Source organism: Pseudotabrizicola sp. (assembly GCF_030684215.1).
Classification (GTDB): Bacteria; Pseudomonadota; Alphaproteobacteria; order Rhodobacterales; family Rhodobacteraceae; genus Pseudotabrizicola.
Genome location: NZ_JAUXOV010000038.1, coordinates 27,761 through 41,766 on the forward strand (window position 1 = coordinate 27,761; position 14,006 = coordinate 41,766).

Genomic DNA, 14,006 nt, shown 5'->3' on the forward strand with positions numbered 1-14,006 from the left:
GTCATGACACAGGCAGATTTCCTCAAAGCGCCCTTCCCCGCCCCCGTAGCTCTGCCCGACTCTGAGATCACGGGGCCGGGCCGGTTTTTCAATCGTGAGCTAAGCTGGCTGGCGTTCAACTGGCGGGTGCTGGATGAGGCGGCCAATCCACTTGTGCCGTTGATGGAACGTCTGCGGTTCCTGTCGATTTCGGCCACCAATCTGGATGAGTTCTTTACCGTGCGGGTGGCGGGCTTGCGGGCTTTGGTCAGAACCGGCAATGCGGGTTTTTCCGAAGACGGGCGCAAGCCTGCGGAACAGTTGGTGCTGATACACGCCGATGCGCGCAAGCTGATGCAACGCCAGCAAACCGTGCTGAACGGGCTGAAGCGCGAGATGGAAGCCACAGGCATCTGCATCGTTACCCGGTCCAAGCTGACGGCGGCGGATCTGCGCCATCTGGAGGCGCATTTCCTGCACAAGGTGTTTCCGGTGCTGTCGCCGCTGGCGATTGACCCGGCGCATCCGTTTCCCTTTATCCCCAACACCGGGTTTTCCCTCGCGCTGGAGTTGGAGCGGCTTTCGGATCACCGCACGCTCAAAGCCTTGTTGCCGATCCCGCAGCAGATTGCCCGCTTTGTGCCCTTGCCTGCAAAAGCGGGGGCACATCGGTTCTTGCCACTGGAAGAACTGCTGCTTTTGCATCTGAACATGCTGTTTCCGGGCTATACTGATCGGGGGCATTGCGCGTTCCGGGTGCTGCGCGACAGCGATCTGGAAGTCGAGGACGAAGCCGAAGATCTGGTGCGCGAGTTTGAAACCGCGCTCAAGCGGCGCAGGCGGGGAGAGGTGATCCGGCTGAAGATGACAGCCGGCGCGCCTGCCGACCTGCGCGCACTGATCATGGAAGAATTGCACGTTACCGAAGCCGAGGTGGTCGAGGTGAAGGGTCTGCTGGGCATTGCCGATCTGAAAGAGCTGGTGCTGTCAAGCCGCCCCGACCTATTGTGGCCACCGTTCGTTCCGCGTGTGCCAGAGCGGGTGCAGGACCACGAAGGCGATCTTTTTGCCGCGATCAAGCAGAAGGATATGCTGCTGCACCACCCGTATGAGACGTTTGATCTGGTCATCCGTTTCCTTGAACAAGCCGCCCGTGACCCGAATGTGTTGGCGATCAAGCAGACGCTGTATCGCACCAGTTGGGACAGTCCGATTGTCTCGGCCCTGTGCGAGGCGGCAGAGGCCGGCAAATCGGTAACGGCGCTGGTCGAGTTGAAAGCGCGGTTTGATGAGGCCGCAAACATCCGCCAGTCGCGCCGTCTGGAGCGGTCTGGCGCGCATGTTGTGTATGGCTTCATCCACTACAAGACCCACGCCAAGATCAGCACCGTGGTCCGGCGTGAAGGTGAAAACCTTGTGACCTATACCCATTACGGCACCGGAAATTATCACCCGATCACCGCGCGGATCTATACAGACCTGTCGTTTTTCACGTGTGATCCGGCACTGGGGCGTGATGCGACCAAGGTTTTCAACTACCTGTCGGGCTATGTGCAGCCCGAGGGCTTGGAAAATCTGGCCATCAGCCCGATCAGCCTGAAACCGCGCCTGCTGGAGCTGATCGGCGCAGAGGCGGATCACGCCCGCGCGGGGCGGCCTGCCGAGATCTGGGCCAAGATGAACAGTCTGATCGACCCCGAGGTGATTGACGCGCTCTATGCCGCATCACAGGCCGGGGTAAAGATCAGCCTCGTGATCCGCGGCATTTGCGGACTGCGGCCCGGCATCAAGGGGTTAAGCGAGAATGTCCGCGTGAAATCCATTGTCGGACGATTTTTGGAACACAGCCGGATCGTGTGTTTCGGGTCGGGTCATGGCCTTCCCAGCAAACAGGCGCGGGTGTTTTTCTCCAGCGCAGACTGGATGGGGCGCAACCTGACACGGCGGGTCGAAACGCTGGTCGAAGTGCATAATGATACGGTCAAGGCACAGATCGTCAGTCAGATCATGGCCGCCAATCTGGCTGATGAGGCACAATCCTGGGTACTCCACCCCGATGGCACGACAGTTCGCGAATTGCAGCCGCGCGATGGCAAGCTGTTTGCCTGTCACACGTTCTTTATGGAAAATCCGTCATTGTCAGGCCGGGGCACGGCAGGGGCAAAAGATGTGCCAAAGCTCGCGGCCTTGAAGGAGTAACCAAAACCGACGCACGTGCCGGCCTCGGGCGGCGGATTGCTTGACGCCAACCCGGACCTTGCGCCAAGGTCCGGCATCGACTGCACTGGGGACCATATGACTCGTGACCATGACCAAACCACGCATGACGCGGAGGATGAGGATTTTGGCCCTTTCGGGCGGTCCTTGTTCGAAGACCCGTCAGTGCGGGCCTTAGGCCGCGTTGGTGTAGTGGATGTAGGGTCAAACTCGGTTCGGATGGTGGTGTTTGACGGGGCGGCACGCAGCCCGGCCTATTTCTATAACGAGAAAATCCTGTGTGGTCTGGGCAAAGGTCTGGGCGAGTCGGGCATGCTGAACCCGGCGGGCAAGATCCGCGCACTGGCAGCGCTGAAACGGTTTTCCTTGCTGGCCGAAGGCATGGGGGCAGCGCCTTTGACCGTGGTGGCCACCGCTGCCACGCGGGAAGCCAAGGACGGGCCGGAATTCACCGCGCAAGTGCTGGCGGAAACCGGGCTGCGGCTGCATGTGATCGACGGCGATGAAGAGGCGCGTCTGTCGGCCCAAGGCGTGCTGCTCGGCTGGCCCGAGGCCAAGGGCATCGTCTGCGACATCGGCGGCAACTCGATGGAACTGGCGCGGATCGGCGATGGCAAGGTTGGCAAGCGGGTCTCTACCCAGTTGGGGCCGTTCCGTTTGCAGCAGGTCGAGGGCGGCGCAGACAAACGCCGTGCACTGATCCACCGGGTGCTGACCAGCGTGCAGGGCCAGATCAAATCCGAGGGCGAGCGGTTTTATATGGTGGGCGGATCGTGGCGGGTGATCGCACGGCTGGATATGGAGCGGCGGAATTACCCGCTTACCGTGTTGCACGAATACCGGATGCCTACGAAAGCGGCGCTGGATACGCTGGACTGGCTGGAAGGTGCTGATCTGAATATGCTGCGGGGCCGCACTGGCACATCGGTAGAGCGGATGGAACTGGTGCCGCTGGCCTGTGAGGTGCTGCGCGAGTTGATCCGGGTGTTCAAGCCTTCGGAAATCGACATTTCGTCCTACGGTATCCGCGAGGGGCTGCTGTATGAGCAGATGCCGGATCGTTTGCGCGCGCGTGACCCGCTGATCGAGGCGGCGCGGGCGGCGGAACAGACCAGCGCCCGCCTGCCGGGGTCGGGCAAGGCGCTGTATAATTTCCTGATGCCGCTGTTCAAGGACAAGTCCAAGGACCGTCTGCGGCTGATCAAGGCGGCGTGCCTGTTGCATGACACCACATGGCGCGCGCACCCCGATTACCGCGCCGATGTGTGTTTCGACAACGCAACCCGTGCCAACCTTGGCGGGCTTGACCATCCGGGGCGGGTGTTTCTGGGGCTGTCCTTGCTGCACCGCTACAAGAACAACCGATCCGGCACACGGCTGGAGCCGTTGTTCCGCCTGCTGTCCGAAGATGAGATCCAAGAGGCCGAGGTGCTGGGCAAAGCAATGCGCTTTGGCGCGATGTTTGCGGCAGGTGATCCTGCAGAAGCCGGGCATCTGATCTGGAAGCCGAAAAAGCGCACGCTGGATCTGCAGTTGACCAAGCTTGGCGCCGGCCTGTTCGGTGAGGTGGCACAGGCACGGCTCTCATCGCTGACACAGGCTCTGCGCGCCAAGGGGCGGGTGCTACAGCCAGTTGATGATGCTGCCCCATGAAGCTGCGGCTTGATCATCTGGCGGTAAGCTGCACCGCGCTGGACGCGGGTGCAGCGGCGGTCGAGGCCGCGCTTGGCCTGCCGCTGGTGTCGGGCGGCAGGCACGCGCATATGGGCACGCACAACCGCCTGTTGCGCTTGGGCGATCTGTATCTGGAGGTCATCGCGATTGACCCCGACGCCGCTGCGCCCTCATGGCCGCGCTGGTTTGATCTGGACCGGTTCAGCGGTGCGCCACGGCTGACCAACTGGGTTGCAGCCTGCGACGATCTGGACGCGGCTTTGCTCCACGCGCCGGATGGCGCGGGTGGGGCGATGGATCTTGCGCGCGGCGATCTGCGCTGGCGGATGGGTGTGCCGGATAACGGGCGGCTGCCGTTTGGCGGCGCGTTTCCGGCGCTGATCCAGTGGCAAGGTCCGCACCCCGCCCCGCGCCTGCCCGATACAGGCGCACGGCTGGCGCGGCTCGTCGTGTCACACCCAGAGGCCGTCGCCTTGCGCGCCGCGCTGTCCGGGCTGACAGATGCGCGGATGGTGATTGAGCCGGGGTCTCTGACCTTGTGCGCCGAGATTGACACGCCTCACGGGCGGCGCGTGCTGGCATGATCCGAGATGCAACGCCTGCTGATGCAGTGGCCGTGGCGTTGATCTGGAACCACTACATCCGTGACACCAATGCCACCTTCAACTCGGCCGAAAAGTCAGTCGAGGAGGTGCGCGCCACCATCACCACCCGACTGGAAACCCGCTGCTTTCTGGTCGCGGAACACGCGGGCCGCGTGCAGGGCTTTGCCACCTATGACCAGTTTCGCGGCGGCATCGGCTACGCAAAAACGATGGAACACACGATCCAGCTTGCGCCGGATTCCGGCGGCAACGGCTTTGGCCGGGCGCTTATGGCGGCGCTGGAGGCGCATGCAACAATTGCTGGCGCACATGTGATGGTTGCAGCGGTGACGGGTGAAAACGCAACAGGGCGTGATTTTCATGCGAGAATGGGTTATGTGCAGGTGGGTCTTATGCCGCAGGTCGGGCGAAAATTCGGGCGCTGGATGGATCTTTTGCTGATGCAGAAAATCCTCTCCTGACATCGCGCACGCGCCGCGCTATCCTTTACCCATGTCGATCTGGATCCGCATCGCTGACGCGCTTTCTGCCCTCGCACAAGGCGAGGGCCTTTCGGTTGTGTTTGACCGGCTGCGCGGCGTGCAATCCATGCCGGAAAAGTCGGTGGGCTTTACCATTGCAGTCATTGCCTTGGGGGCCAAGATGGCCAAGGCTGACGGACAGGTTTCACGGCACGAGGTCGCGACATTCCGGCAAATATTCGCAATTCCCGACGAGGAATCCGCCAATGCCGCGCGGGTCTTCAATCTGGCACGGCAGGATGTGGCCGGCTTTGATGCCTATGCCCGCAAGGTGGCCGCCATGTTCCGCCCCGAGGGGCAGGCGCTGTGCGCCGATGACCGCAATGTGCTGATCGACCTGCTCGAAGGCCTGTTTCACATCGCCATGGCAGACGGTGATTTTCACCCCGCCGAAGATGCGTTTCTGCGCGAGGTGGCGACGATTTTTGGTCTGGACGACCGCTGCTACGCCACCATGCGCGCCCGTTTCGTAGAGGGCGCGCCACGTGATCCCTACGATGTGCTGGGCGTGACACCAGACACGCCTCTGGACACAGTGCGCGCGGCATGGCGGCAAGCGGTCAAGGACAGCCACCCCGACTCTATGATCGCCCGTGGCGTCCCGGTTGAGGCCGTGAAGCTGGCGGAACGTCGCCTCATCGCCATCAACGCCGCCTGGAGCGAGATTTCCAGCCGGCAGGCGGCCTGATGTCCGCGCCAGAGAGGCTGCGCATCGCCACCTATAACGTCGAATGGTTCAACGCGCTCTTTGATGATGACGGGCGGCTTCTGGCCGATGCCACACTCTCGGCCCGCTATCAAACCAGCCGCGCCGAACAGGCGGGCGCGCTGGGGATCGTGTTTTCCGCGATGGACGCCGACGCCATCATGGTGATCGAGGCCCCCGATACCGGATCAAAGCGCAGCTCGGTCCGGGCGCTGGAGACATTTGCCCAAACCTTCGGGATCCGTGCCAACAAGGCCATCACCGGATTCATGTCGGAAACTGAGCAAGAGATCACCCTGCTCTATGACGCCGCCCGACTGACCCCGCGTCATGACCCAATCGGCGACCCGGTCGGCAAGAAGGGCAGCCGCGATGCTCCGCGGTTTGATGGCACCTTTCGCTACGACCTGAATTCAGATGCCGCCCCCGAGCTTATCCGGTTTTCAAAACCGCCACTGGAACTGGCGGTTGCAACAGCCGGAGGACGGCAGTTCCGGATGATCGGGGTGCATGCGAAATCCAAAGCGCCGCATGGCGCGCGCACGCCCGAAGAAATCACCCGCCTGTCGATTGAAAACCGCCGCAAGCAACTGGCCGAATGCATCTGGCTGCGCGCGCGGGTGGAAGATCACCTGAGCATGGGCGATGACCTGCTGGTGATGGGCGATTTCAACGACGGCCCGGGGCTGGATACCTTTGAGGCCCTGTTCGGCCATTCCGGGGTAGAGATTGTGCTGGGCGTCGATGTGCCGCCCGAAGCGCGGATGTATGACCCCCATGCCGCGATGGCCCAAGGTGGGCGGATGAACCTGACCCCAACGACCGCGCGCTTCTGGCTGAACCCGCAGAAACGCTATTTCGAGGCGCTTCTGGATTTTATCATGGTTTCGCCGGGTCTTGCCACCTTGCACCCGGCCTGGCGGATCTGGCACCCATGGAACGATCCGGCCTGCCTGAAAACGCCTGAACTCCACGAAGCGCTGCTTCAGGCGTCAGACCATTTTCCAGTTACGATTGATCTGACCTTGCCCTGAGACGTGATTTGCTTTTGTCACGCGCGCGCGGCAATATCTGGTCATGAAAAAGTCGCCCCTGTCCCTTTGCCTGGCTCTGATCCTGACCATGGCCCCACCTCTGGCCGCGCAAACCTTGCCTGCCCCGCAGGTCGAGGAGGAGAAGGGGTTTGATCTGATGGAAGAAGGCGCCAAGTTGTTGTTCCGCGGCCTGATGCGCGAAATGGAACCGGCCTTGAACGAGATGGGCAAAGCGCTGTCCGAGATGGAACCGGCCCTGCAAAATCTGATGGCGCTGATCGACGATATCCGCAATTACGACGCGCCACGCGTGCTCGACAATGGCGACATCCTGATCCCGCGCCGCAAGGATGTGCCCCGCCCTCTGCCCCCTACTCCATCGCTGCCCGAGGGTGAAATCGAGCTGTAAGAGGGCGGCCATCCCCCGCGCGGTGCGCGCCCCCCTGAGTAGTTTGCCAAGATAGAAACCAGAATCTTCCCTATGGGCTTCATCTTGGCCCAAATACTCCCGCCGGAGGCATCCCCGGCCAGACCGGGGCGCACGGGCGGCAGGATCAGCGGCGGGTTTGGCGGATCAGGGTGAGGATATCCTTGGCCGCATTGGGGATGTTGGTACCGGGGCCGAAGATCGCTTTGACACCGTTGTCATACAGGAACTGGTAATCCTGCTGTGGGATCACACCGCCACAGATCACCAGAATGTCCCCCGCGCCCGCAGCGTTCAGTGCCTGCACCAGTTTCGGGGCGAGGGTTTTGTGCCCCGCCGCCTGCGACGAGATGCCGATGACGTGAACATCATTGTCGATAGCATCCTGTGCGGCCTCTTCCGGGGTCTGGAACAAGGGGCCCACATCAACGTCAAAGCCGATGTCGGCAAAGGCGGTAGCAATGACCTTTGCGCCGCGGTCGTGGCCATCCTGACCCATTTTCACCACCAGCATGCGGGGCCGGCGGCCTTCTTCAGTCGCAAAGGCTTCGACATCGCGCTGAATTGCCTCAAACCCGGCATCCCCCTCATAGGCAGCACCGTAGACACCGGCGAGGGTTTTGACTTCTGCACGGTGGCGGCCAAAGGTTTTTTCCATGGCGTCTGATATTTCCCCTACGGTGGCACGGGCGCGGGCAGCGGTCACGGCGGCGTCGAGCAGGTTGCCACCTTCGGCGGACCGGCGGGTGAGCTCGGCCAGAGCGGCCTGACAAGCGGCCTCATCGCGGGCGGCACGGGTGGTTTGCAGCCGGGCGATCTGGCTTTCGCGCACGGCAACATTGTCGATATCCAGAAAGTCGATCAGGTCTTCCTTGGCTTTGCGGTATTTATTGACGCCCACGATCACATCTTCGCCCCGGTCAATCGCGGCCTGACGGCGGGCGGCAGATTCCTCGATCCGCAGTTTCGGCATGCCGGTGGCGACCGCTTTGGTCATGCCGCCCATGGCCTCGACTTCTTCGATCAGTTTCCATGCCTCCTCGGCAAGCTGATGTGTGAGGGTCTCGACGTAATAGCTGCCCGCCAGCGGATCGACGACATGGGTGATGCCCGTTTCCTCTTGCAAGATAAGCTGGGTATTGCGGGCGATGCGGGCACTGAATTCGGTGGGCAACGCAATGGCTTCATCAAGCGCATTTGTGTGCAGCGATTGCGTGCCGCCCAGCACGGCCGACATCGCCTCATAGGCGGTGCGGATCACGTTGTTGTAGGGGTCGGCCTCTTGCAAGCTGACGCCAGAAGTCTGGCAATGGGTGCGCAGGATCAAAGAGCCCTCTTTCTTGGGCTCAAATTCGGACATGATCCGGTGCCACAGCAGGCGGGCGGCACGCAGTTTGGCGGCCTCCATAAAGAAGTTCATGCCGATGGCGAAAAAGAAGGACAGGCGGCCCGCGAAGGCATCAACATCCATGCCCCGGTCGATGGCTGCACGGACATATTCGCGCCCATCAGCTAGCGTAAAGGCCAGTTCCTGCACCAGATTGGCCCCGGCTTCCTGCATGTGATAGCCGGAAATCGAGATCGAATTGAACTTTGGCATCTGCGCGGATGTGTATTCGATGATATCCGCAATGATCCGCATTGAGGGTTCAGGCGGATATACATAGGTGTTGCGGACCATGAATTCCTTCAGAATATCATTCTGAATGGTGCCTGACAACAGACTGCGGTCGACACCCTGTTCTTCGCCCGTCACGATAAAATTGGCAAGTATCGGGATCACCGCGCCATTCATCGTCATGGAAACGCTTACTTTTTCCAGCGGGATGCCGTCGAACAGGATTTTCATATCCTCGACGCTGTCAATCGCCACGCCAGCCTTGCCAACATCGCCCACCACGCGGGGGTGGTCAGAGTCGTAGCCGCGGTGTGTGGCCAGATCAAAGGCGACTGACACGCCTTGTTGCCCGGCGGCAAGCGCCTTGCGGTAGAAGTTGTTCGACTCTTCGGCAGTGGAGAAGCCTGCGTATTGGCGGATGGTCCACGGGCGGCCCGCATACATCGTGGCTTTGACCCCGCGCGTAAAGGGTGCAGCCCCCGGCACACCCCCCATATGAGGCAAGTTCGCCGTATCTTCGGCGGTGTAGAGCGGCTTGACCGGAATACCTTCAAGCGTGTTCCAGATCAGGCTTTCAGGATTTTTGCCCTTCAGTTCCTTGGTGGCAAGGGCGGCCCAGTTTTTCAGCGCATCGGTCATCTGTCTTCTCCGTCATCTACCCTTGGGTTTTGCGCAACACCGCCCTATGTTCAGGGAATGGGGAACCGCATGAAACCGCTTTACATTCTTGGTCTTGCAGCTGTGCTGCCAATTATTGCCTTTGCACAGGACGCAGGGGCCGTTGATCCTTCACCACAGGCGGAGACGCAGGCCGAAGCCGTGATCACGCCCTATGGCCCGCGTGATGCGGCAGATGTGGTTTTTGCCGATCTGCTTTACATGCAACGCCCGGTCGTCATTTTCGCTGACAGCCCCAATGATCCGAACTTCCTGCGCCAGATGGAGCTTCTGGCGCGCGATCTGCCCGCGCTTGAATTGCGCGATGTGGCGCTGATTACCGACACTGACCCCGACGCGCGGGGCGAGTGGCGGCTGAAGCTGCGCCCGCGCGGCTTTTCGCTGGTGCTGATGGACAAGGACCTGAAGCCCGTCATCCGCAAGCCCCTGCCGTGGGAAGTGCGCGAGATTGTGGCCGCCATCGACAAGTTCCCGTTGCGCCGTCAAGAAATGCTGGAGCGCAGCCCGGCGGGACGCTAGGCCACGCTGATGTTGCGCCCCGGCAAGCATCATTCAAACTCCATGATGACTTCGTCCACTTTCAGGCTGGTGCCTGCGCTGGCGGTGATCTTTTTGACCACGCCTTTGCGTTCGGCTTTGAGGATGTTTTCCATCTTCATCGCCTCAACGGTTGCAAGGGCCTGACCCTCCTGCACTTCGTCACCCTCGGCCACAGTGATGCTGACAATCAGGCCGGGCATCGGGCAAAGCAGGAATTTTGACGTGTCGGGTGGCAGCTTTTCGGGCATCAGGGCGTGCAGCTCTGCCTGACGCGGGCTTTGCACCAGCACTTTCAGGTCAGCGCCGCGCAAGCGGATGCGGAACCCCATTGGGATCTTGCCGGTCTTCAGCACCAAGGGCGTGCCATTGACAGTCAGTCGCGCAAGACTGTCACCGGGGGTCCAGTCGGATTCGACCCGCAGGGCTTCGCCATCGCCAAAGGTGACGGTCGATCCTGATTTGTCGGCCGCGATCGTCACCTTGTGCTGGTCGCCCTGAAGGCTGACAACCCAAGTATCCCCTACCCGGCGCTGATGGTTGTCCATTGTGCCAGAAATCTTGGTGCGGCGAATTTCGGCCACACGGTTCATCGCGGCGCAAGCGGCGCCAACGCGGCGCAGGGTCTGGGCATCCAGCGTAGCGCCCTGAAACCCGTCAGGGAATTCTTCTGCGATAAAGGCGGTGGTGATATCGCCAGAGGTAAAGCGCGGGTGGTCCATCACCGCCGAACAGAATGGCAGGTTGTGGCCGATGCCTTCGACCTCGAACGTATCTAGGGCAAGGCGCATTTCGTTGATCGCATCCGCCCGCGTCGGCCCCCAAGTGCAAAGCTTGGCGATCATCGGGTCGTAGAACATGCTGATCTCACCGCCCTCATACACACCGGTATCGTTGCGCACGATACCGGTTTCGGTCGCGCCTTCAACGGGTGGGCGATAACGGGTCAGACGGCCAATGGAGGGCAGGAAGTTGCGATATGGGTCTTCGGCGTAAAGCCGGCTTTCCATCGCCCAACCATTGATTTTCAGGTCTTCCTGACGGAACGGCAAAGGCTCTCCCGCCGCCACGCGTATCATCTGTTCGACCAGATCGACGCCGGTGATCAGTTCTGTCACCGGATGTTCGACCTGCAAACGGGTGTTCATCTCAAGGAAGTAGAAATTGCGGTTGCCATCCACGATGAATTCAACGGTGCCTGCCGAGGTATATCCGACAGCACGGGCCAAAGCGCAGGCCTGTTCGCCCATTGCCTTACGAGTGGCTTCATCGAGGAAGGGCGACGGGGCCTCTTCAATGACCTTCTGGTTGCGGCGCTGAATGCTGCATTCACGTTCGTGCAGGTAAACGATGTTGCCGTGCTTATCGCCCAGCACCTGAATTTCGATGTGGCGCGGTTGGGTGACGAATTTCTCGATAAAGATACGGTCATCGCCAAAGCTGGCAGCCGCTTCGTTCTTCGACGACTGGAAGCCTTCGCGCACTTCGGATTCGGACCATGCAATGCGCATACCCTTGCCGCCGCCGCCCGCTGATGCCTTGATCATAACCGGATAGCCGATTTCGCCACTGATCTTGATCGCTTCATCGCCATCGGCAATAAGGCCCATGTAACCGGGAACGGTAGAGACGCCCGCCTCCATCGCCAGTTTTTTCGAGGTAATCTTGTCGCCCATCGCTTCAATCGCCGGGGAAGGCGGGCCTATGAAGACCACACCTGCCGCCTCTAGCGCGGCGGCGAAGTTCATGTTCTCCGACAGAAAGCCATACCCCGGATGCACCGCCTCGGCCCCGGTCTGGCGAACGGCGTCCAATATCTTGTCGATGACGATATAGGACTGGTTGGCAGGCGACGGGCCGATATGGACCGCCTCATCCGCCATGCGGACATGCAGCGCGTTGCGGTCGGCATCAGAATAGACGGCAACGGTCTTGATCCCCATTTTCTGCGCGGATTTAATCACCCGGCAGGCAATTTCACCCCGGTTTGCGATCAGGATTTTCTTGAACATCGGCTCTCTCTCCCCTCGGACAGGGTCGGGCCAGACCCTGCGCCGCAAATGAAAAGGGCCTCCCAGCCGGTATGGCTGAAAGACCCTGTTTTCGAATTATCAAAGATCAGGCCGCGCCGCGCAGTGGCGGCAGGCAGATCAATAGCAGGCAGGCAAGCCCGGAATGCCGCAGGACACGCCGCCTGCAACTGCGCCAATAAGCGCGCCTTTGGTTTTTGAGCCGCCGGTTGCATCAGCAATGAGCGCACCCGCGGCAGCACCGCCGACAGTGCGAACCATCGCGCTGTTGGTGGGCGACGAATTGCCATAACCGCCGCCTTGGACGCAACCCGCAAGCGAGAGCGCAAGGAGCGACGCAATAAGGATATGTTTCTTGACCATTTTTGACTGCCTCGTGTCAGGGTTTTTATTAACGCTGACTCTACTGCATCCGTAGCTGTGGAAAAGGGGAATTTTCCGTGATCAGCCCCATCGGCAAGCCTTTGCCACTGGCAAAAGGACGGTCCGGTCCCAATGGGGCCGGACCGCAAGGCAATAGAAAGGGTCGTCATGTGGAGACCGGGCCGAACACAAGGTCGCCGGACCGGATAACCCGCAGCCTGCGCGCTGGATGCATTGAATTCAAACACTATTCCGCCGCGCCCTGCATCATGCGCGGGCATTTGCCAGTGCAACGAAAGGGTCGGCGGAATGGCGCGCATCAGTCGTCATCCCCGTCATCTTCATCGTCCCAGATCACATCTTCGGCATCAGCTGCGAAAACAGCCGGAAAGGAGACTTGCGCGATCTTCAGATTGATCTGGAGCAGGGCCTCATAGCTTTCGGGGTCGAACGGATCTTCGGCGGGAATAACCTCACGCCCAAGCAACCAGGACAGGCGACCGGCATCCAGATTGCCCCGCTCAAACGGCTCTTCGCCAAAGCATTGCCACAGCGCGGCCATGAAACCTTCATCGGCCTTGCGGTCGGCAAGTTTGCGGTCGCGATAGCGTTCGCGCTTGATCAGCTTGGCCGGGCCATCCTTTTTGTTGGCGCGGCGGATGGTGAATTGAAAGTCGGTTCCCGGAAGACGGCCAGGAAAGCCGCGGTGTTTCAGCATGGTGTGCCCCCTGTGAATGGATGGGCACAGCCATAGGCTTGTGTTGGCGTCAGGCCAAGGGCCGACGCCAACAAGAATCGTGTCGCCTCACCCTCTGGTTGGGTTTGTATTTGGGCGTTGAGGATTTGGCTGTCGATCAGTGGATGAATCGCGCGGGATTGGAACGCACAAAGGCCGGACCGAATTGGCATGGGTCGCAGAAGACTGACGCCCGTCCAGTTGGGTGCCCGGCGGGCAGCGCGATTCACAAGTTGGCAGGTTCGGATTGTAAGTCGTGCCGGGCGTCTGAGTCTGGCCTGACGGGATGCACACTGGCCCACCGACCTCTGCATAGCCGAACTTGTCGTAGATGGGTTCTGGCATGATGGGCTGTGGCGCGGGTGCTGGCGCACAGCCAGCAAGACCAATTCCGATGATCGCAAAGGGGAGTAGTGATCTAAATTCCATTCCGACTCTCCTATCAAGAGTTTGTGAACGGAATTAGGGTAGATCAAGCTTCTCTGCTCGCCTACCGATTTTTTTGCGTGTGAACGGGGGGATTTCCCTACATTTGGCCAAAAGAGATGGCGACAAGGGTAGGTGTGGGCGGGACAGTCCGACACATGGCCGAAAGCCCGCCCGACCGACTTATTTGTATTTGCCGGTGTAGCTTGGCTCGACCGAAACCGGTTCGTCCACGTAAACGACTTCAGACTGCTTGGAACCGCCACATGCTGCCACGAAGGCAACCATGCACAGGGCCAGGAAAGTTTTCGTGCTCTTCGACATCCTCTACTCCTATATTCTTGGAAGGGTGCTACCGAAGTCCCGATAGCATACCCTTCATCCGAGGCAAAGGCCGCTTGGGTCCGGCCTGAGCTGACTGTAGCGGATTGCCGCCGTGTTTGACATGGGCTGTT

12 protein-coding genes are annotated in these 14,006 nt (G+C 60.6%); 8 read left to right on the forward strand and 4 right to left on the reverse strand.

The annotated features are described in order from the left end of the window. Nucleotides 1–3: 3 nt before the first annotated feature. From Q8K08_RS06445 to Q8K08_RS06475, 7 genes are all read left to right on the forward strand, one after another. On the forward strand, nucleotides 4–2,178 hold the full coding sequence (locus tag Q8K08_RS06445) for an RNA degradosome polyphosphate kinase (RefSeq protein ID WP_304802710.1): 2,175 nt from the start codon (nucleotides 4–6) through the stop codon (nucleotides 2,176–2,178). 96 nt (nucleotides 2,179–2,274) lie between these two features. Further along, complete coding sequence (locus Q8K08_RS06450; protein WP_305249548.1) at nucleotides 2,275–3,849, forward strand: Ppx/GppA family phosphatase; 1,575 nt, start codon at nucleotides 2,275–2,277, stop codon at nucleotides 3,847–3,849. Beyond that, nucleotides 3,846–4,454: a VOC family protein gene (locus Q8K08_RS06455; protein WP_305249549.1), complete on the forward strand. Its 609-nt coding sequence runs from the start codon at nucleotides 3,846–3,848 to the stop codon at nucleotides 4,452–4,454. Before Q8K08_RS06450 ends, Q8K08_RS06455 begins: the two co-directional genes overlap by 4 nt. Further along, nucleotides 4,451–4,936 carry a GNAT family N-acetyltransferase gene (locus Q8K08_RS06460; RefSeq protein WP_304802716.1) on the forward strand — a complete coding sequence of 162 codons (486 nt, stop codon included), beginning with the start codon at nucleotides 4,451–4,453 and terminating at the stop codon, nucleotides 4,934–4,936. The genes Q8K08_RS06455 and Q8K08_RS06460 overlap by 4 nt, the downstream gene beginning before the upstream one ends. Before the next feature lie 31 nt (nucleotides 4,937–4,967). Then, nucleotides 4,968–5,684 carry a molecular chaperone DjiA gene (locus tag Q8K08_RS06465; protein ID WP_305249550.1) on the forward strand — a complete coding sequence of 239 codons (717 nt, stop codon included), beginning with the start codon at nucleotides 4,968–4,970 and terminating at the stop codon, nucleotides 5,682–5,684. Next, nucleotides 5,684–6,736, forward strand: coding sequence for an endonuclease/exonuclease/phosphatase family protein (locus tag Q8K08_RS06470; protein WP_304798278.1), 1,053 nt, complete (start codon nucleotides 5,684–5,686; stop codon nucleotides 6,734–6,736). Before Q8K08_RS06465 ends, Q8K08_RS06470 begins: the two co-directional genes overlap by 1 nt. Nucleotides 6,737–6,779: 43 nt before the next feature. Next, nucleotides 6,780–7,145, forward strand: coding sequence for an AAA+ family ATPase (locus tag Q8K08_RS06475; RefSeq protein ID WP_304798281.1), 366 nt, complete (start codon nucleotides 6,780–6,782; stop codon nucleotides 7,143–7,145). A 145-nt stretch (nucleotides 7,146–7,290) separates the two neighbouring features. On the opposite strand, the gene scpA is transcribed toward Q8K08_RS06475, so the two are convergent. After that, nucleotides 7,291–9,420: a methylmalonyl-CoA mutase gene (gene scpA / locus Q8K08_RS06480; protein WP_305249551.1), complete on the reverse strand. Its 2,130-nt coding sequence runs from the start codon at nucleotides 9,418–9,420 to the stop codon at nucleotides 7,291–7,293. A gap of 69 nt (nucleotides 9,421–9,489) precedes the next feature. Between scpA and Q8K08_RS06485 the strand changes: the two genes are divergently transcribed. Beyond that, nucleotides 9,490–9,978: a DUF4174 domain-containing protein gene (locus tag Q8K08_RS06485; RefSeq protein WP_304798287.1), complete on the forward strand. Its 489-nt coding sequence runs from the start codon at nucleotides 9,490–9,492 to the stop codon at nucleotides 9,976–9,978. Nucleotides 9,979–10,007: 29 nt separating this feature from the next. On the opposite strand, the gene Q8K08_RS06490 is transcribed toward Q8K08_RS06485, so the two are convergent. From Q8K08_RS06490 to Q8K08_RS06500, 3 genes are all read right to left on the reverse strand, one after another. Beyond that, a complete protein-coding gene (locus Q8K08_RS06490) occupies nucleotides 10,008–12,008 on the reverse strand; it encodes an acetyl/propionyl/methylcrotonyl-CoA carboxylase subunit alpha (protein ID WP_305249552.1) in 2,001 nt (666 codons plus the stop codon). A gap of 138 nt (nucleotides 12,009–12,146) precedes the next feature. Next, nucleotides 12,147–12,389: a hypothetical protein gene (locus tag Q8K08_RS06495; protein ID WP_304802889.1), complete on the reverse strand. Its 243-nt coding sequence runs from the start codon at nucleotides 12,387–12,389 to the stop codon at nucleotides 12,147–12,149. Nucleotides 12,390–12,708: 319 nt separating this feature from the next. Continuing rightward, the gene (locus Q8K08_RS06500) at nucleotides 12,709–13,107 is read right to left on the reverse strand and encodes a hypothetical protein (protein ID WP_304802886.1); all 399 of its coding nucleotides are present in this window, start codon (nucleotides 13,105–13,107) and stop codon (nucleotides 12,709–12,711) included. Between the last annotated feature and the right edge of the window lie 899 nt (nucleotides 13,108–14,006).

Bases quoted from the DNA above. Each gene is read 5' to 3' on its own strand.
- Q8K08_RS06445 (WP_304802710.1), top strand. From the start codon at position 4: ATGACACAGGCAGATTTCCTCAAAGCGCCCTTCCCCGCCCCCGTAGCT.
- Q8K08_RS06450 (WP_305249548.1), top strand. From the start codon at position 2,275: ATGACTCGTGACCATGACCAAACCACGCATGACGCGGAGGATGAGGAT.
- Q8K08_RS06455 (WP_305249549.1), top strand. From the start codon at position 3,846: ATGAAGCTGCGGCTTGATCATCTGGCGGTAAGCTGCACCGCGCTGGAC.
- Q8K08_RS06460 (WP_304802716.1), top strand. From the start codon at position 4,451: ATGATCCGAGATGCAACGCCTGCTGATGCAGTGGCCGTGGCGTTGATC.
- Q8K08_RS06465 (WP_305249550.1), top strand. From the start codon at position 4,968: ATGTCGATCTGGATCCGCATCGCTGACGCGCTTTCTGCCCTCGCACAA.
- Q8K08_RS06470 (WP_304798278.1), top strand. From the start codon at position 5,684: ATGTCCGCGCCAGAGAGGCTGCGCATCGCCACCTATAACGTCGAATGG.
- Q8K08_RS06475 (WP_304798281.1), top strand. From the start codon at position 6,780: ATGAAAAAGTCGCCCCTGTCCCTTTGCCTGGCTCTGATCCTGACCATG.
- scpA (WP_305249551.1), bottom strand. From the start codon at position 9,420: ATGACCGATGCGCTGAAAAACTGGGCCGCCCTTGCCACCAAGGAACTG.
- Q8K08_RS06485 (WP_304798287.1), top strand. From the start codon at position 9,490: ATGAAACCGCTTTACATTCTTGGTCTTGCAGCTGTGCTGCCAATTATT.
- Q8K08_RS06490 (WP_305249552.1), bottom strand. From the start codon at position 12,008: ATGTTCAAGAAAATCCTGATCGCAAACCGGGGTGAAATTGCCTGCCGG.
- Q8K08_RS06495 (WP_304802889.1), bottom strand. From the start codon at position 12,389: ATGGTCAAGAAACATATCCTTATTGCGTCGCTCCTTGCGCTCTCGCTT.
- Q8K08_RS06500 (WP_304802886.1), bottom strand. From the start codon at position 13,107: ATGCTGAAACACCGCGGCTTTCCTGGCCGTCTTCCGGGAACCGACTTT.